The following is a 16,826-nucleotide window of genomic DNA, read 5'->3' on the forward strand; positions in this document are numbered from 1 at the left end:
AATAAGCAGAAATCAAATGTTTTACGAACGTAAACGTATTCCCTTCTGAGTTTTATAAAAACTGTAAATCGTTTTAGGATTACAGTTTTTAAATATTATTTAAGAAAAAGTGATCATTATTCCCATTTCAAAAAATCATCCAAATAATAGCGTAAATAACTTTTCTTGCCTGTGATTATTTGTAAGTGGCCTTCTAAACCATACCTAAGCTTTTCAGCTTGTTCTTGAGTTATTTTTGTTTCCGCTTCTATTTTAAAGAAATTTCCTTGGTCAGTTCTCGTTGCAATTGTATCAATACTAGTGATAGTAGAAACAAGCCTCACTTGACCATTAGCGCCATTAGTCGTGGTAAAGCGTACAGAATCTCCAATCTTGATTCCCACAATATCTTTTGAACTAAGATAGGCCGTCAATTTTATTTTCCCTTCTCTATCTAATAGTGGATATAATTTAGCCAGTAATGTTCCTTCTGTGACGACTGCAGATTGATTCCTTTCAGGATTGAGATAAAGAACTCCGTCTTCCTGGGCTCTTATTGTTCCTTTTTCAAGTAAGCTAGTTTGATTTTTTTTGCCTATTTCTCTTTCTAAATCATCTTGCTCTACAGCTATCTGCTCTTGTACAGTCGAAGAATTCTGAGAAAAGAGACCTATATTTGGCCGTGTAGTACTGTTCTTAAGGTTACTTGTTTTACTTTGGTGATGTCTAAAACTCTCCAACTGATTAACATTGGCTTCATACTGAATCACATCTCCAACCTCCTGATACTGAACAAGTAAATCTCCTCGTTGCACTTGTTTGTTCTCTTCCAGATAATTAACTACCATCCGCCTATTACTAGTTGACTGGATATTAGCAATGATACGACTAGGTTCAACTGTAGCTTTCGAAGATAAACTAATTTCCTTTTCTGCAAACATTGCAAATCCTAACGTAAACACTACCAGAAGTGACATGGGAAAAATCACTCGACTGGAAAAATTATGATAACGTCGATTATAAAATTCCGCACTTTCTAAAAATTCAAGGTGCATTATTTCTCCTTTCTAACAGTTAACTAAATGAGTATAAAAACTATTTCGAGCAAGCAAGTCAGCATGATTCCCCTCCTCTACAATCTTACCCCGATCCAAAACGATAACCTTCTCCACCCGTTCAGCAATAGTCAAACGGTGAGCGATGAAAATCAAGGTCTTATCTAGATTCATGAGATTGTCTACTATCCGTTTCTCTGTTAAGATATCTAAACTGCTCGTCGCCTCATCCAAAATCAAGATAGAGGCATCTGTCAAAAGAGCGCGCGCCAAAGCAATCCTCTGGCGTTGACCACCAGAAATTCCTGTCCCATCAGAAGTCAATTCTGTCTGGTAATTCAAGGGCATACGCTCAATATCTTCACGAATTTCTGCTAGCTCAACTGCACGTAGTATATCCTCCCGAGTCGTACCCTCCTTGGCCCCAAGGAGAAGATTTTCTAAAATTGTTCCATTGAATACATAGGGTTGTTGAGGTAAATAGTTGATATGTTGGCGCAGAGACTTTTTATCAATCTGATTTAAATTCATATCCCCCAGTCTGATTTCTCCCTGATTTGGGTTGTAAAAATTAACCATCATCTTAGCTAGGGTCGACTTCCCTGATCCTGAAATCCCTACAAGAGCTATTTTAGAGCCCTGTTTGATTGTCAAATTGATATCTGATAAGATATCTTGACCATATTCATACTTGTAGTGAATTCCCTTAAAAGTCATATCTCCTTGAACCATACTCAAATCCTCTACCATTTTCTGTTCTTCGAACTCGGATTTGACCAGATACACCTCGTTGAGACGACTATTAGCAACTTGAGCTGTTTGAAGCTTACTCTGAAGGTTGATGATATTTTCTAGAGGATTAGTAAAATAATAAAGAAGTGTATTATACGTAATCAACTGGCCCAAACTCATTTCACCAGTCATAACGAAATTAGCCCCTATCCATAATACGCAGACATTTAGCGACAGTTGAGCAAGTTTTTTAAGAGCTTTTTGCTGACTTTCTGCTCTACTATAAGTAAAGGATCTTTTCAGATAGTCCACAAATTCCCTATCAATCTTTTGGTAGCGTGTTTTTTCGCTAGTCAATGATTTAATCGTTTCAATCCCATTGATATCCTCTATAACGGAAGATGATAGAGTTGCATTTGCTTCCATGGTATCCCGGTTCATCTTTTCAAAAGGTTTCATAAAAACAAATATAATTACAGCATAAATGGGAAGACCCAATAAGCTTATGAAAAAGAGACTACTATTTTGCAAAAACAAGATTATGGAAATAATCAATACCGTAGATATATCCAAAAAAATTGAAATAATGGTTGAAGCTAAGGCATCTATGATACTATTGGCATCTGTAAATCGAGACACGATTTCCCCCGTCCGTCGAGTCGCAAAAAAAGACACAGGTAGATGAAAAACATGTTTGATATAAGATAAAATAACATCAATCGATAGACGTTGCCCAAGGACAATTAATAGGTAATCTTGAGCAAAAGACAAAATCTGCTGAAGGGCATACACGATAACAAGACATATAGAAATAACACTTAGGGTCGAAGATGTCTGATTTGGTACATAGGTATCAATAATAGATTGTAGATAGTATGAACCAATGATATTAATCAAGGTTACTAGAACTGTCGCTAAAATGATATTGATGATCAAACCTTTCTGATTTATCAAAATAGGCAGAAAAGAAGTCAGACCCTGATTCTTGTCCTTATGTGGCTGATAATTTGGGGAGGGAGCCACAAAGATAGTTGTTCCTGTCCATTCTTCTTCAAATCTTTCACGCGATAGTTTGGTCAGTCTAACCTCTGGATCTGGATCAGCTATATGGATATTCTGTTTATCCTTTCCTGTCACTACGTAATAATGAAATAATTCTTTGTCCTTAAGCACGTGAACCACAAAAGGAAAGATTAAATTTGGAGAATCAAATAAAGTCATGTCTGCTTGAATAGCCTGTGGCTCAAAACCTAATGTTTGCGCAGCCTTCACCAGACCCAAAGCTGTCGTCCCATTTATAGTCGTTTTGGCTAATTCACGAAGACGCGCTAATGAATAATAGCTTCCAAAATAGCCAAACACCATGGCCAACGAAGCCACTCCGCAGTCCTTCTGATCCATCTGTGAGCGATAGTGTTTTTTCCTAAATTTCATATTCTTACCCTTTTTCTTAACAATCTAATTAAAAGTTCTGTAAGATTATTTTAGCCAAACAAAGTAAGAAATAGATAACTCTTTCTAAAAAAACAAAATCTACACCCAAATAGCACTTTTAGAAGTTTAATCAAACATATGGATTGATAAATCCGTTAAAATAAATATTCCACACAACCAAAAAAGCAACATGACCAGCATGTTGCTTTTTCTTATATTCTATTTTTAATGATTGCTAATACGTCTGCGACACTTTGGAGGTTGTCAATTTCTTCATCATCGATTTCGATTCCAAATTCATCCTCAATGGTTAGGACAAATTCCATCAAATCTACTGAATCAGCATCCAAATCGTCCTTTAAGCTCAAGTTTTCGGTTACGACAAAGTCTTCTCCTTGACGTTCTTGGATGATGGTTACGATACGGTCAAAAATTTGTTGTTCTGTCATATTGTTCTCCTTATTCCTCTGAAAATTCACGCGCAGTTTGGGCAACTACATCTGTCTCAAGCATGGTACGAATCTGGCGTATTGTGCTATAGACAGCCTTGGCATCACTTGAGCCATGAGTCTTAACTACTGGTGCCTTAACACCAAACAGAACCGCACCTCCAACATCTGAATAGTTGAGCTGTTTTTTCAAACCTCTGAGGTTATCCTTAAGAAGGAAAGCCCCTAGCTTGGCTCTAAGGCCGCCACCTACAATAGCATTTTTGAGCAAGCCCATGATACCCATAGCAGTCCCTTCAATAGCTTTGAGCACAGCGTTTCCCGTGAAACCATCTGTTACGACTACATCAGCAACACCATCCATCAAATCACGTGCTTCCACATTCCCGACGAAATTCAAACTCTCGTCAGCCACTAATAGGTCATAGGCTTCCTTGCGGAGTGGATCTCCCTTGCTACTCTCTGTCCCGTTATTAAGCAAACCTACACGAGGTTTTTCAATACCACGAACATTTCTAGCATAGAAGGAACCTAGGATAGCGTATTGATGCAGGTGATGGGCTGTATTTTCTGCATTGGCACCAAGGTCAAGCATGTCAAAACCTTTTCCATCAATAGTTGGTAAGGTTGACATAAGACCTGGTCGATCAATATTTTTGATACGACCAACGATGAAAAATCCTGCTGCCAACAAGGCACCTGTATTTCCTGCAGAAAGAACTGCATCTGCCTCTCCATCTTTGACAGCCTTAGCTGCCAATACCATGCTGGCATTTTTCTTCTTGCGGATGGCTTTTGTAGGCTCATCATCTGAGTCGATTTTTTCATTAGTATGGATAATACTAACGCGCTCTGTAGCTGTTAGATATTGCTTGATTTTGCTTTCATCTCCGTAAAGTTGAATCTCAATATCTGAAAAGTCAGCAAGGGCTTGATTGACACCCTCTACAATAGCTTGTGGTGCGTAATCGCCACCCATTGCATCAACTGCGATTTTTTTCATTTGTCTTCCTCTTTCAGTAGTTGTCCCCAGTCGGCTAGGGAATCAATAAATTTCTTTGATTTCAGATGAATGCCGACGTATTCCTCATAGATTTGGTCCATAAACTTGCGCAAGTCTTGCTTGATTTCGGCCTTAAGTGAGATAGTCTCCAAGGTCTCAAAATCAATGGCTTGAAATTGATTGAGCAGATAAGGAATATTGGGATTTAAATGACATCGTTTCTCATCTTCATAGTAATGATCGGGACAAAGACAACCCCCGTATTTGAAGGAGAAATCAAAGGCTTGCCCCACACGATGACAAAAGGTACACTCATTAAAGTTGAGACTGATTCCAAAACGTGTCAATATTTGAATTTCAAAAATATTGGTCAAAACTTGATAATCCAGACCCTCTTCCATCAGCTCTAAAGTCTTTTGCAAAAAAGCAAATAAGGGAGCATCTTCTTGGTTATCCTGCAAACTCGCATCTGCCAAGGCTGCAACGTAAGTCGCATAAGCCATAACAAAGAGGTCACTATTGATTTTCGGAAAAGTCTTCACCTCATGATAATCTTCTATATAACTAAGTCCATCGTCATTGATTTTTAGGAGAAAATGGGCTAAGACTAAAGGTTGAATGACAGGAGCTAGTTTGGATTGGCCGGCGTGTTTGACAAAAAACATGCGCTTGCCTGCCTGTTCTGTAAAGATTTTAACAAGCTTATCATCCTCTCGAAAATTTCGATTGTAAAGTACTAAACCCTGACTCGTAATCGATTGAATCATGCTTCTCTCATATACTCCTCAAGTCGTTTCATAGCTTCTCTGATGGTTCCCATGCTAGCTGCATAAGATAGGCGAACATAGCCTTCTCCATACTGTCCAAAGGCAGCACCAGGGATAAAAGCAACAGCCTTCTTCTGGGCAAAATCCTTCAGAAAAGCAAAGGAATCTTGATTATAGCCTGCCGGAATCTTAGCAAAGATATAAAAAGCCCCATCTGGTTTGATAATCTCAAAGCCGAGGTCAGTCATCTTGTCGATAATGTAGTCCCGACGCTGGATATATTCCTTCTTCATGGGTTCTGCATCGTTCTTACCAGCTGTCAATGCTTCCACCGCAGCATGTTGCGCCATGGTGTTTGCAGCAGTTACCAAATACTGATGACTCTTGATGAGTTGAGCTGTGAAGTTTGCTGGTGCAAAGATAAAACCTAAACGCCAACCTGTCATGGCATGGGATTTAGAAAGACCGTTAATGATAATTGCCTGATCTCTCAACATAGTTCCCAAAGATACATGATTTTCCCCTGTATAGGTCAATTCTGAGTAGACTTCATCACAGACTACGAAAATCTCATACTTACGTAAAACAGCTGCCAAGGCTTCTAATTGCTCGCGACTATAAGTAATTCCTGTGGGGTTGGCTGGATAGTTGAGAATAACTGCCTTGAGCTTGTCCCCTTGCTCTAAAATCGCTTTTTCTAGCATCTCAGGCGTCAAAACAAAACCATTTTCAGTTGTATCAATCTCGACAATCTCTGCACCAACTAGATTAACGATTGGCTCATAGCCAGGATAGGCAGGAGCTGGCAAGAGAACCTTGTCTCCTTCCTCCAAAATAGCTGTCAGAGTGGCTGATAGAGCCTCTGTCGCACCAATTGTGACCAAGATTTCATTCTCTGGATTGTAGTCTAGCTGATATTTCTCTTTTACAAAATCACTCGCCGCCTGACGCAATGTCAATAAGCCACTCATTCCTGTATAGTAGGATTGGTCTTGGTCAATGGCTCGCTTTGCAGCTTCCTTGACATGATCTGGCGTTGTAAAATCTGGTTCTCCCAAGGTCAATCGCAGGACACCAGGAATCTCTGAAATAGCCTGGTCAAATTGACGAATCAAGGAAACTTGTATCTTATCTAATTGTTTATTAAAGCGTTTGGTTAAGTCCATATATATCCTCCTTGATCAAAGAACATATATCTATTATACTACAAAAGCTCTCTGACCGCAAAATTCCGTTAGTTTACAACCTTATTCCTACTTTCTATTTTACTTTTCTGACAGATAAGATTATAATAAGTAGTATTTATTTTCGGAGGTTTTTATGTCATTTCTATCAAAAAATTGGGCAGGACTGTTAGTCTGTCTGATCATTTCTATCATCTCTTGGGTTTTAGGAGGCTTTCTGCCTGTTGTGGGAGCACCTGTTTTTGCCATTTTTATCGGAATGATTCTCCATCCCTTTCTCACTTCTTATACACAACTGGATGCCGGTTTGACTTATAGCTCCAAAAAACTGCTTCAATATGCCGTTATCTTACTTGGATTTGGGCTCAATATCTCACAAGTTTTCGCAGTTGGAAAATCTTCCCTCCCTGTTATCCTTTCGACTATTTCGATCGCTTTGATTATAGCTTTCTTTTTCCAACGCTTTTTTAACCTTGATACAAAGCTAGCTACCCTGGTTGGTGTAGGCTCTTCTATCTGTGGCGGTTCTGCCATTGCAGCGACTGCTCCTGTTATTCACGCCAAGGAAAAAGAAGTGGCCCAAGCCATCTCAGTTATCTTTTTCTTCAATGTCCTGGCGGCTCTTATCTTTCCAACTCTAGGTTCTTGGCTCCATCTTTCCAACGAAGGTTTTGCTCTCTTTGCGGGTACTGCGGTCAACGATACTTCCTCTGTGACAGCTACTGCTAGTGCCTGGGATAGTCTATACAATACAAACACTCTTGAGTCTGCCACTATTGTCAAACTGACACGCACCCTAGCTATTATCCCTATTACTCTCTTCCTCTCCTATTGGCAAAGCCGTCAACAAGGCAACAACCAAGGAGTGAAGCTTAAAAAAATCTTCCCCGTTTTCATCCTTTACTTTATCCTAGCTTCTCTGCTAACTACTCTTCTCACATCTTTCGGTGTCAGCAATAGCTTCTTTTCACCTCTCAAACAACTCTCCAAATTCCTCATCATCATGGCTATGAGTGCTATTGGTCTCAAAACTAACCTCGTTGCTATGATCAAATCCAGTGGAAAATCCATTCTTCTTGGAGCCCTTTGCTGGATTGCTATCATTCTGACTAGTCTTGGCATGCAAACACTCATCGGTATTTTCTAATACTCTTCGAAAATCTCTTCAAACCACGTCAACGTCGTCTTGCCGTAGGTGTGGTTACTGACTTCGTCAGTTCTATCTGCAACCTCAAAACAGTGTTTTGAGCAACCTGCGGCTAGTTTGCTCTCTGATTTTCATTGAGTATAACACAAAAGGTAGCCCGCAAGCTACCTTTTTATTGTTCAAGAATTAAGCGTGTATGTTCTCTCTTAATACAACGGTTCATCACGATGTCATCGCATCCCCCAGCACGCAAGATTTCTGCTGCTTCCAAACTTTCAAGTCCTAGTTGTGCCCAAAAAATCTTGGCATCCGCCTTGAGAAAGTCTCGTGCTACATCAGGTAAAAATTCACTGCGACGATATACGTTGACGATATCTACAGGGAACGGAATTTCAGCTAGACTGGCATAAGCCTTTTCTCCCAAAATCTCGCTACCTACAGCTTTAGGGTTAACTGGAATAATTTTATAGCCACGAGCCTGCATTTCTTTAGTCACTCGATTGCTAGTTGTTTCCTCACGATCGGATAAGCCTACTACAGCTAGAGTTTTACTGGTTGCTAGATACTGACGGACCACTCCATCGCTTGGATTGATAAATTTTTGAGTCATAAAAACCCTCCTTTTTCATCAGTATAGCACATTTTGAAAAGGCTTGCAGTTATTGGCTACAAAAAATTTCCTAGCAAGAGAAGAGTCTGCTAGGAAATTCGTTTATTCAAGTGAAAGTTTAGATTTTTTTCTCGATACTAAATAATGGAGAAAGAGGACGTTTTTCATGGATACGTACAATAGCATCACCTAGGAGATGAGCGATAGAAATTTGTTCAATCTTATCAATCAAACGTTCTTCTGGAAGATAGATAGTATCCAAAACAACCAATTTTTTAATGGCTGATTTCTGGATATTCTCCATTGCTGGACCAGAAAGAACCGGGTGCGTACAACTTGCGTAAACTTCAACAGCTCCTGCTTCTGCTAGAGCATCAGCCGCATGACAAATGGTTCCAGCTGTATCAATCATATCGTCAATCAAGATACAAGTCTTACCTTCTACCTTACCAATGATATTCATAACTTCACTAGTATTCATCTTGTCTACACTACGACGCTTGTCGATAATGGCAATTGGAGTTTTCAAAAATTCTGCTAATTTACGAGCACGAGTCACCCCACCGTGGTCCGGGCTGACAACAACGTAGTCGGAACCAACCATGCCACGACGCTCAAAGTAATCCGCAATCAATGGAGCGCCCATCAAGTGATCCACCGGAATATCAAAGAAACCTTGAATCTGTGCAGCGTGCAAATCAATCGTCAACAAACGATCAACTCCAGCTACTTCAAGCATATTTGCAACGAGTTTTGAAGTGATTGGCTCACGCGCTCTTGCCTTTCTATCCTGACGTGCATAACCATAGTAAGGCATAACAACGTTGACAGATTCTGCACTGGCGCGCTTCAAAGCGTCTACCATAATCAAAATCTCAAGTAGATTATCATTTACTGGTGAGCTAGTTGATTGTAGAATAAAGACGTGTTTCCCACGGATCGATTCTTCGATATTAACTTGAATTTCTCCGTCTGAAAATTGACGAACAGTCGATTTTCCCAACTCTATCCCAATCTCTTGCGCCACACGCTCTGCCAATTCTCTATTTGAAGAAAGGGCAAACAGCTTTAAATCAGAAAAAGACATGATTTCCTCCGGTATTTATGTATCACTTGTGTTTTTTACAACATTTTTCCATCTACCATTGTAGCGCTTTTTTCTCGATTTTTCAATAAAAAATAAGACAAGAGTAGACTTTTATACTCTTATCTTATACTATCTTATATTAGTGATATCAAAGGTAAAACTTGTCAACCTTCTCATCCTACTTCATGCTACTCCAGAAGCTTTAGATTAGAAAGTTAGTATATTTCCCTCATACTACCTGTATCCACATCGTAAACAGCTCCTGAAATAATAACATCATCTGGAATTAAGGGGCATTCTCGCAGCAATTTCATATCCTCTCGAACACTCTCATCGATGTCTTGAAACGGTAAAAAGTCCTGCCCAAATACATCAACTCCCAATTCACATTTTAGGTGCTCTTGAAAATCCTCGTTATTGAAGGTTTGAGCCCCACAGTCTGTATGATGAAGAACCACAATTTCTCTTGTCCCCATTTGTTGTTGGGAAATTACAAGTGAACGAATCATATCCTCAGTCACTCGACCACCCGCATTCCGTAAAATATGGGCATCTCCCAGAGCTAACCCCAGAGCTGGCGCAACGTGTAGACGCGAATCCATACAAGTTACGATTGCAACCTTGGTCTTGGGTTTAATGGATAAATGCAAATCTCCATGTAGTTCTACATAAGCTTGATTGGCTTTTAAAAAATTTTCAAAATAGGACATGACAACTCACTTTCTAGTCTGCCAGATAATTTGAACACCAAATTATTTATCTCCTATCTTACCATCTTTTCTTTGTCTTGTCAGCTGTCAACTTTCATATAAAAAAACTGGGACAGAGACATCCAGCAACTAGCTTGGGTTTCTGTCCTAGTTTTTTTAATATTATGAACCTTTTTGGATATACTTGTTAAGAGAGCCTGCAAAGCTCTGAAGATTGAGACTTTGTACATAGACCTCACCGGTACCTCGGAAGGTATTCACCACTCCTTCACCCGTACCGATAGACTGCCAGAAGCCATTTTCTAAGTGGATATCATAGTCCAGAGATTGACTCCAAGCCACCACATGGGCATTGTCGATGGTTATTTCTTGGTTTTGTAACTCAATTTTCTTAATAGATCCAAAAGCATTAGCCAAAAGAGTTCCCTGACCTTGGGTTGTCATCACAAAGAGACCGCCTTGCCCTCCGAACAGAGCTTTCCCAATAGACTGGCGCTCCATTGTATAGAAAGCTGTACCATCAAGAGCTAAAAAGGCCCCATCATTCAATCGATACTGCTTTTCGCCTAGCTCAAGAGCAATCACTTGACCAGGAGTGTCTGGTGCTAAAGCAAGGTTGCCGTTGTCAGACTCTGCAACAGCTTGAGTGATAAAGGTGCTTTCACCAGAAACCATTGAACGCCCTACAGCTTTGACAAAACGTCCCAAACCAGAACCGCTTGCATTGAGCTGGGTATTGAGACTTACATTAGGTGTGTGGTAGACCATGCTACCACGCTGAATAAAGACGGTTTCTCCTTGATTGAGCGACAACTCTACCAAAGGAAACTGCATGTGACTATCCATAGAAAATTTCATCAGAAATTCCTCCTTACTTTTAATAAATGTTAGCAATAAAATAATTAGTAATCTAAACCTGAGTAAAACGATTAGGAGAATACTTTTTTCAAGACTTCCTGAATAGTCGTCACCCCAATCACCTGAATTTCCTTAGGTGGCTTTATACCTGTTAGGGAATTTTTTGGTACATAGATTTTTGTAAATCCAAGCTTAGCAGCTTCATTGATCCGTTGTTCGATACGATTTACGCGCCGAATCTCTCCCGTCAAGCCCAACTCTCCTACAAAACATTCCTGTGGATTGGTTGGTTTGTCCTTGTAGCTAGAAGCAATAGCAACTGCAACAGCCAGGTCAATAGCAGGTTCATCCAATTTGACACCACCAGCTGACTTGAGATAGGCATCCTGATTTTGAAGCAAGAGACCAGCCCGTTTTTCCAAAACAGCCATAATCAAGCTAGCGCGACTGAAATCAAGCCCTGTCGTCGTACGCTTAGCATTTCCAAACATGGTCGGCGTCACCAATGCCTGTACTTCAGCAAGAATTGGACGTGTCCCTTCCATTGTCACAACGATGGACGAACCAGTCGCTCCATCCAAGCGTTCTTCCAGAAATACCTCACTTGGATTGAGAACTTCAACCAAACCACCTGACCGCATCTCAAAAATCCCAATCTCGTTGGTCGAGCCAAAACGATTTTTGACTGCTCTCAAGATACGGAAGGTATGGTGGCGTTCCCCTTCAAAGTAAAGCACCGTATCCACCATATGCTCCAACATACGAGGTCCCGCCAAGGTTCCTTCCTTGGTCACATGCCCTACGATAAAGATAGCAATGTTATTGGTCTTGGCCAGCTGCATGAGCTCTGCAGTTACTTCCCGTACTTGGGAAACCGACCCTTGTACCCCTGAAATCTCAGGAGACATAATGGTCTGGATCGAATCGATGATAAGAAAGTCTGGTTGGATTCGCTCCACCTCAGCTCTCACGCTCTGCATATTGGTCTCAGCATAGAGATAAAACTCACTATCAATATCCCCCAAGCGCTCTGCACGGAGTTTAATCTGTTGAGCAGACTCCTCCCCACTGACATAGAGAACTGTTCCTACTTGAGACAACTGGGTTGATACTTGTAAGAGAAGGGTTGATTTTCCAATACCTGGATCTCCACCAATTAGGACGAGACTCCCTGGTACCACACCCCCACCGAGTACACGGTTGAATTCCTCCATCTCAGTCTTGGTTCGATTGACATTAATAGAAGTTACTTCAGCCAATTTCATAGGCTTGGTTTTCTCACCTGTCAAGGACACACGCGCATTCTTGACCTCTGCAACCTCGACCTCTTCAATAAAAGAAGACCAAGCTCCACAGTTGGGGCAACGTCCTAAATACTTTGGTGAATTATATTCACAATTTTGACACACAAATGTCGCTTTTTTCTTAGCTATAATTCTAATCCTCTCATTATAAAATCTCTTATTCTTTTCACGTCAGCAACTATCTTGTTTCAGAACAGTAAGGCCGCCATCATCCGCATGGACATAATACCGACCATCAGGACTAAATCCAAAAATATAGGGTAAATAACCTTTATAAATTTGACTTTTAGCTTCCTCATCTTTCCCCCAATAAATAGTTAAAATGGGATACTCTTCAGATTGGTCTTTATCCATTGTCACTCTGATGTCTTTGCCATTATCCAGAGGGAGACTTCCACCATATTGACCAGCAATAGGAATAGGAGAATCATAACCCTCACACTTGGCTACTAACTCTATCTCATCGTAATCTCCGTCTATCGGTGTTACTTGCCCATTTTCGCTGTCAATGATTGATATGTAGTCTGAAGAAATGCAAAGAATTTTATGATAGGCACCAGGGAGAAATGCTAGGTAAAGAAATCCTCCAATACTGATCTCATAAATCTTCTTATACCCTCGACAATTCTCGGCGCTAAAAGCCTGAAAATCCTTATAGCTCATTCATTATTCTTCTTTCTATATCTCTATCTCACACTCAATCACTTGGCAAAAATCAATCTTCTCATTTACCACAAACTGCCGTATCAGCATTCGATGGGCTATAACTACCACAGTTTGATGTTCCCGATACTTAACCATGCATTCTAGAAAACGAGTCTTCATCTCTACAGCTGTCTCATATTGAACAGGAGAATTTGGGAGCAACTCCCCATTATGTTCTAAAAATAGTTTTCTAGCTTCTTCAAATCTATCTATGCCACTTTCATAGACCTGCCATTCATGCAATAATGGCTCCACTCTCAAAGGAAGCCCAGTAGCACAAGATAAATAAGAAGCCGTTTCTAATGCTCGCGTCACTGCAGAAGACACCAGTATATCAGCTGAGCCAAACAAAGGATTTTTGCAAAGTTCCTGAGCTTGTTGTCTTCCTTTCACCGATAAAGGGGCCAAGTCTATCCCAAATCCCGTATAAGAACGCTCCTCTAACTCACGGTAATCTGGCTCTCCATGACGTACAAAGACAATCTTCATCTTAGTGCCCTGTCGATCCAAACCCACCAGTACGAACTCCGTCTGCCTCATCTCCATCTGCGATTAAAAATGGTGCAAAGACAGCCTGAACCACGCGTTCACCAACTTCAAGAACCACTTCTTGGTCCGTAATATTTTTCATCTGAGCAAAGATATGGCCTTCATTTCCTGGATTACCATAGTAGTCGCCATCAATAACACCCACAGAGTTAATCAAGACCAAACCTTTTTTACGAGGATTTGATGAACGGTCATAAAGATAGAGCACTTCAGTCGGCTGCATATAAGCCTTAACACCCGTTGGGACGAGAACAATCTCTCCTGGAGCGATAACCGTATGCACCGCAACCTTTAAGTCGTAGCCAGCTGCGTGCGCTGTCTCACGTTTAGGTAACAAAGTTTCATCTGTAAAGCTAGAAACTAATTCAAAACCACGAATTTTCATATTATTCCTCTTTTTAATCTTTTATTCTAGGCTATTTTATCTTATTTATTCGAAAAAAGCACGAAAAAAGAGCACACAATTCACACTCGCTTAGGGCTGCTGGATTCCTCCCCTGACCCGCTTCACGCAGAACTGTTGCTCCACTAGTTATTATACCACATTCCCCTCTATTTTTAAAGAGAAATTATTTTTTACGTCGATTTCGGAAAAAGTCTTGCATAATCTCTGCGCACTCATTCTCTAAAACACCTGTTTCAACGTCCACACGGTGATTGAGCCTCTCATCTGTTAGAATATCGTACAAGCTCCCAGCGGCGCCAAATTTCTGGTTTTTAGCCCCGTAGACCACGTTTGGAATCCGTGCGAGACCAATTGCCCCACTACACATAACACAAGGCTCAATGGTCACAAAAAGCGTACAATCGAGCAAACGCCAACTCTCTTCGCTCAAATTAGCATTCTCTATGGCCATAATTTCCGCATGCATGACTGCCCGTTGCAACTCCTCACGAGCATTATGCCCACGACCAATAATTTGTCCGTCCTTAACAATGACACAACCAATGGGGATTTCATCATGCTCTAAAGCAATCTCTGCCTCTTTTAAGGCCTCTCTCATAAAAGCTTCTTTTTCTTCAAGCGTGTAATTCATCTCTTCTCTCTTCCTAGCTATCAATTCTATCATTATACCATCTTTCTCAACACAAAAAAAGCCACCGAATGCGGTGACTTTATAGGGAGATTATTATGAAAAAGAAAAGTTTAGGAAATTTGTTACAACAAGTTAGGAGGTCTTCTTGTAACTGTCTATAGTATATCCAACCTGTCTTAAACAAATCTTAAAAAATCTCCTATGACCAAACACTTTCTAAAATATTTGTCTGTTCACGACCAGGACCTACTGAGAATGTTGAAATACGAACACCCACCAATTCACTAACACGGCGAACATAGTTGCGTGCATTTTCAGGAAGGTCTTCCAAATTACGTACTCCAGTGATATCTTCAGACCAACCAGGCAATTCTTCGTAGATTGGCTTACAACGTTTCAATTGTTCGAGACTAGCTGGGTAGTAATCAATACGTTGACCATCAAGATCATAAGCCACACAGATTTTAACAGTATCCAAACCACTCAAAACATCGATAGAGTTCAAAGAGAGATTTGTGATACCAGAAACACGACGGCTATGACGCATAACAACTGAGTCGAACCAACCTACACGACGAGGACGCCCAGTAGTTGTCCCATACTCATGCCCCACTTCACGAATACGATCACCAACTTCATCAAATAGCTCCGTTGGGAAAGGACCATCACCTACACGACTTGTATAAGCCTTACATACACCGACAACTTTGTCAATCTTGCTTGGACCTACTCCAGATCCAATTGTCACACCACCAGCCACTGGGTTTGATGAAGTAACAAATGGATAAGTACCTTGGTCAATATCCAACATGACACCTTGTGCACCCTCAAAGAGAACCCGTTTACCATTATCAAGCGCGTCGTTCAAGATAACAGAAGTATCAGTCACATATTGCTTGATTTGTTGACCATACTCATAGTATTCTTCAAAAATATCATCAATTGAAATAGGTTCACTATCATACAATTTTACAAATTGACGATTTTTCTCAGCAAGATTACGTTCTAAACGTTCACGGAAGATTTCTTTATCCAAAAGATCCGCAATACGAATTCCAACACGAGCTGCCTTGTCCATATAGGCTGGACCAATTCCTTTAATTGTCGTCCCAATCTTGTTATCACCCTTAGCTTCTTCTTGAAGACGGTCTAACTCAATGTGATAAGGCAAAATAACATGCGCACGATCAGAAATTCTAAGATTATCTGTTGTAACACCTTCTTCATGCAAATAAGACAATTCTTTTACAAGAGATTTAGGGTTGACAACCATCCCATTACCAATAACAGAGATTTTCTCTGGGAAGAAGATACCTGAAGGAATCAAGTGCAATTTAAATTTCTTTCCATCAATAACAATTGTGTGACCTGCATTATCTCCGCCTTGGTAACGAGCAATCACTTCCGCATTAGCTGAAAGAAAATCTGTAATTTTTCCTTTACCTTCATCACCCCATTGGGTACCTACAACAACAACTGAAGTCATAATAAATTTTCGTCTGAGCCAAAAGGCTCGTCCTTTCTCATATACATGGTGGGACTCTCACCCACAATAATATCTTACAATTTATTATAAGAAAAAAAGCCTATTTTATCAAGAATTAACACTAGAAAAGATTAGGGAATTCTTTTACTTTTGATTTAAAAAAATACAAAAAATTAGCATAATCTAAATATTTTTTATAGATTACTTAATATTGTTCGTAATAAATGAAAATAACTGTATCTACTAACAATAATTGAATGTTTGTCCAAGTAAACGATTAAGATAGAAACGATAAGCAGCCCTAAAATGATAGAGAAGAAAATCCTTCTCATTCTTAATCTTAAAACGAATTAAATAATAAAGTAAAAATTTAAGATGAAGTAATTCCCATTCATCAGTACTTTGAAATAAAATTGAATATTCATTTTCGATTTGCTTTAGAAAAACCAAAGATCGATCATAATATTTTTGAAGCATATAAAAAACCTTTCTTATTGATAAAATAAGTTTATCAGAAAGGCTAACTAAATAGATAAATATTTCTATAAAGTAAAAATTTTAAGCTGAACAAACTTAAAATAAAGTAAAAAAGTAAAAATAGATAGAAAAATGCTATGAAAAATCCAAAAAAATAAACCCAAGAAAACAAAAAAACGTTCCTTAGAACGTTTAACTACTCCGCCAGTAGGACTCGAACCTACGACATCATGATTAACAGTCATGCGCTACT

Annotated in this window: 18 protein-coding genes and 1 other RNA gene; 1 reads left to right on the forward strand and 18 read right to left on the reverse strand. The window is 39.8% G+C overall.

Annotation, left to right across the window (positions count from 1 at the left end):
- Nucleotides 1–116: 116 nt before the first annotated feature.
- From M1F91_RS08160 to M1F91_RS08185, 6 genes are all read right to left on the reverse strand, one after another.
- Nucleotides 117–1,034, reverse strand: coding sequence for an HlyD family efflux transporter periplasmic adaptor subunit (locus M1F91_RS08160; RefSeq protein WP_247913300.1), 918 nt, complete (start codon nucleotides 1,032–1,034; stop codon nucleotides 117–119).
- 12 nt (nucleotides 1,035–1,046) lie between these two features.
- On the reverse strand, nucleotides 1,047–3,200 hold the full coding sequence (comA, locus tag M1F91_RS08165; RefSeq protein ID WP_247913301.1) for a peptide cleavage/export ABC transporter: 2,154 nt from the start codon (nucleotides 3,198–3,200) through the stop codon (nucleotides 1,047–1,049).
- A 212-nt stretch (nucleotides 3,201–3,412) separates the two neighbouring features.
- Nucleotides 3,413–3,649, reverse strand: coding sequence for an acyl carrier protein (locus M1F91_RS08170; RefSeq protein WP_006153141.1), 237 nt, complete (start codon nucleotides 3,647–3,649; stop codon nucleotides 3,413–3,415).
- Nucleotides 3,650–3,659: 10 nt separating this feature from the next.
- A complete protein-coding gene (gene plsX, locus M1F91_RS08175; RefSeq protein WP_247913302.1) occupies nucleotides 3,660–4,652 on the reverse strand; it encodes a phosphate acyltransferase PlsX in 993 nt (330 codons plus the stop codon).
- The gene (recO, locus tag M1F91_RS08180) at nucleotides 4,649–5,419 is read right to left on the reverse strand and encodes a DNA repair protein RecO (RefSeq protein WP_247913303.1); all 771 of its coding nucleotides are present in this window, start codon (nucleotides 5,417–5,419) and stop codon (nucleotides 4,649–4,651) included. The genes plsX and recO overlap by 4 nt, the downstream gene beginning before the upstream one ends.
- Nucleotides 5,416–6,585 (reverse strand): pyridoxal phosphate-dependent aminotransferase, encoded by a 1,170-nt coding sequence (locus M1F91_RS08185; RefSeq protein ID WP_247913304.1) that lies wholly within the window; start codon nucleotides 6,583–6,585, stop codon nucleotides 5,416–5,418. Before M1F91_RS08185 ends, recO begins: the two co-directional genes overlap by 4 nt.
- A 154-nt stretch (nucleotides 6,586–6,739) precedes the next feature.
- On the opposite strand from M1F91_RS08185, the gene M1F91_RS08190 reads away from it, so the two are divergent.
- Nucleotides 6,740–7,750 carry a YeiH family protein gene (locus M1F91_RS08190; protein WP_247913305.1) on the forward strand — a complete coding sequence of 337 codons (1,011 nt, stop codon included), beginning with the start codon at nucleotides 6,740–6,742 and terminating at the stop codon, nucleotides 7,748–7,750.
- Nucleotides 7,751–7,922: 172 nt separating this feature from the next.
- Here the strand turns inward: M1F91_RS08190 and M1F91_RS08195 are convergent, their stop codons facing one another.
- The 12 genes from M1F91_RS08195 to comW all read right to left on the reverse strand — a co-directional run bounded on the left by M1F91_RS08195 (nucleotide 7,923) and on the right by comW (nucleotide 16,573).
- Nucleotides 7,923–8,360, reverse strand: a complete 438-nt coding sequence (locus M1F91_RS08195; RefSeq protein WP_247913306.1) for a CoA-binding protein — start codon at nucleotides 8,358–8,360, stop codon at nucleotides 7,923–7,925.
- A 118-nt stretch (nucleotides 8,361–8,478) separates the two neighbouring features.
- Nucleotides 8,479–9,447 carry a ribose-phosphate diphosphokinase gene (locus tag M1F91_RS08200; protein ID WP_049496613.1) on the reverse strand — a complete coding sequence of 323 codons (969 nt, stop codon included), beginning with the start codon at nucleotides 9,445–9,447 and terminating at the stop codon, nucleotides 8,479–8,481.
- 215 nt (nucleotides 9,448–9,662) lie between these two features.
- Nucleotides 9,663–10,157 carry a carbonic anhydrase gene (locus M1F91_RS08205; RefSeq protein ID WP_074324907.1) on the reverse strand — a complete coding sequence of 165 codons (495 nt, stop codon included), beginning with the start codon at nucleotides 10,155–10,157 and terminating at the stop codon, nucleotides 9,663–9,665.
- Nucleotides 10,158–10,319: 162 nt separating this feature from the next.
- A complete protein-coding gene (locus M1F91_RS08210) occupies nucleotides 10,320–11,015 on the reverse strand; it encodes a TIGR00266 family protein (protein WP_214262543.1) in 696 nt (231 codons plus the stop codon).
- Between the two features lie 71 nt (nucleotides 11,016–11,086).
- Nucleotides 11,087–12,451: a DNA repair protein RadA gene (gene radA, locus M1F91_RS08215; RefSeq protein WP_348982809.1), complete on the reverse strand. Its 1,365-nt coding sequence runs from the start codon at nucleotides 12,449–12,451 to the stop codon at nucleotides 11,087–11,089.
- A 39-nt stretch (nucleotides 12,452–12,490) separates the two neighbouring features.
- Nucleotides 12,491–12,982 carry a hypothetical protein gene (locus tag M1F91_RS08220; RefSeq protein ID WP_247913308.1) on the reverse strand — a complete coding sequence of 164 codons (492 nt, stop codon included), beginning with the start codon at nucleotides 12,980–12,982 and terminating at the stop codon, nucleotides 12,491–12,493.
- A gap of 15 nt (nucleotides 12,983–12,997) precedes the next feature.
- Nucleotides 12,998–13,564, reverse strand: coding sequence for a histidine phosphatase family protein (locus M1F91_RS08225; protein WP_247913309.1), 567 nt, complete (start codon nucleotides 13,562–13,564; stop codon nucleotides 12,998–13,000).
- Nucleotides 13,515–13,958 (reverse strand): dUTP diphosphatase, encoded by a 444-nt coding sequence (locus M1F91_RS08230; protein WP_074324904.1) that lies wholly within the window; start codon nucleotides 13,956–13,958, stop codon nucleotides 13,515–13,517. Before M1F91_RS08230 ends, M1F91_RS08225 begins: the two co-directional genes overlap by 50 nt.
- A 53-nt stretch (nucleotides 13,959–14,011) precedes the next feature.
- Nucleotides 14,012–14,110, reverse strand: an RNA gene (ffs, locus tag M1F91_RS08235) — signal recognition particle sRNA small type.
- 32 nt (nucleotides 14,111–14,142) lie between these two features.
- The gene (gene tadA / locus M1F91_RS08240) at nucleotides 14,143–14,610 is read right to left on the reverse strand and encodes a tRNA adenosine(34) deaminase TadA (protein WP_247913310.1); all 468 of its coding nucleotides are present in this window, start codon (nucleotides 14,608–14,610) and stop codon (nucleotides 14,143–14,145) included.
- A 199-nt stretch (nucleotides 14,611–14,809) separates the two neighbouring features.
- Nucleotides 14,810–16,096, reverse strand: a complete 1,287-nt coding sequence (locus tag M1F91_RS08245; RefSeq protein ID WP_004250345.1) for an adenylosuccinate synthase — start codon at nucleotides 16,094–16,096, stop codon at nucleotides 14,810–14,812.
- A 243-nt stretch (nucleotides 16,097–16,339) separates the two neighbouring features.
- The gene (gene comW, locus M1F91_RS08250) at nucleotides 16,340–16,573 is read right to left on the reverse strand and encodes a sigma(X)-activator ComW (RefSeq protein ID WP_247913311.1); all 234 of its coding nucleotides are present in this window, start codon (nucleotides 16,571–16,573) and stop codon (nucleotides 16,340–16,342) included.
- Between the last annotated feature and the right edge of the window lie 253 nt (nucleotides 16,574–16,826).

Origin of the sequence: Streptococcus sp. oral taxon 431 (assembly GCF_023110115.1) — a bacterium.
In the GTDB taxonomy this organism is placed as follows: Bacteria; Bacillota; Bacilli; order Lactobacillales; family Streptococcaceae; genus Streptococcus.

What these genes read in the sequence shown, in the direction of transcription:
- M1F91_RS08245 (WP_004250345.1), bottom strand. Translation starts at nt 16,096, where the DNA reads ATGACTTCAGTTGTTGTTGTAGGTACCCAATGGGGTGATGAAGGTAAA.
- M1F91_RS08190 (WP_247913305.1), top strand. Translation starts at nt 6,740, where the DNA reads ATGTCATTTCTATCAAAAAATTGGGCAGGACTGTTAGTCTGTCTGATC.
- M1F91_RS08170 (WP_006153141.1), bottom strand. Translation starts at nt 3,649, where the DNA reads ATGACAGAACAACAAATTTTTGACCGTATCGTAACCATCATCCAAGAA.
- plsX (WP_247913302.1), bottom strand. Translation starts at nt 4,652, where the DNA reads ATGAAAAAAATCGCAGTTGATGCAATGGGTGGCGATTACGCACCACAA.
- M1F91_RS08200 (WP_049496613.1), bottom strand. Translation starts at nt 9,447, where the DNA reads ATGTCTTTTTCTGATTTAAAGCTGTTTGCCCTTTCTTCAAATAGAGAA.
- comW (WP_247913311.1), bottom strand. Translation starts at nt 16,573, where the DNA reads ATGCTTCAAAAATATTATGATCGATCTTTGGTTTTTCTAAAGCAAATC.
- M1F91_RS08195 (WP_247913306.1), bottom strand. Translation starts at nt 8,360, where the DNA reads ATGACTCAAAAATTTATCAATCCAAGCGATGGAGTGGTCCGTCAGTAT.
- M1F91_RS08210 (WP_214262543.1), bottom strand. Translation starts at nt 11,015, where the DNA reads ATGAAATTTTCTATGGATAGTCACATGCAGTTTCCTTTGGTAGAGTTG.
- M1F91_RS08220 (WP_247913308.1), bottom strand. Translation starts at nt 12,982, where the DNA reads ATGAGCTATAAGGATTTTCAGGCTTTTAGCGCCGAGAATTGTCGAGGG.
- M1F91_RS08160 (WP_247913300.1), bottom strand. Translation starts at nt 1,034, where the DNA reads ATGCACCTTGAATTTTTAGAAAGTGCGGAATTTTATAATCGACGTTAT.
- M1F91_RS08230 (WP_074324904.1), bottom strand. Translation starts at nt 13,958, where the DNA reads ATGAAAATTCGTGGTTTTGAATTAGTTTCTAGCTTTACAGATGAAACT.
- M1F91_RS08225 (WP_247913309.1), bottom strand. Translation starts at nt 13,564, where the DNA reads ATGAGGCAGACGGAGTTCGTACTGGTGGGTTTGGATCGACAGGGCACT.
- M1F91_RS08185 (WP_247913304.1), bottom strand. Translation starts at nt 6,585, where the DNA reads ATGGACTTAACCAAACGCTTTAATAAACAATTAGATAAGATACAAGTT.
- tadA (WP_247913310.1), bottom strand. Translation starts at nt 14,610, where the DNA reads ATGAATTACACGCTTGAAGAAAAAGAAGCTTTTATGAGAGAGGCCTTA.
- recO (WP_247913303.1), bottom strand. Translation starts at nt 5,419, where the DNA reads ATGATTCAATCGATTACGAGTCAGGGTTTAGTACTTTACAATCGAAAT.
- M1F91_RS08205 (WP_074324907.1), bottom strand. Translation starts at nt 10,157, where the DNA reads ATGTCCTATTTTGAAAATTTTTTAAAAGCCAATCAAGCTTATGTAGAA.
- comA (WP_247913301.1), bottom strand. Translation starts at nt 3,200, where the DNA reads ATGAAATTTAGGAAAAAACACTATCGCTCACAGATGGATCAGAAGGAC.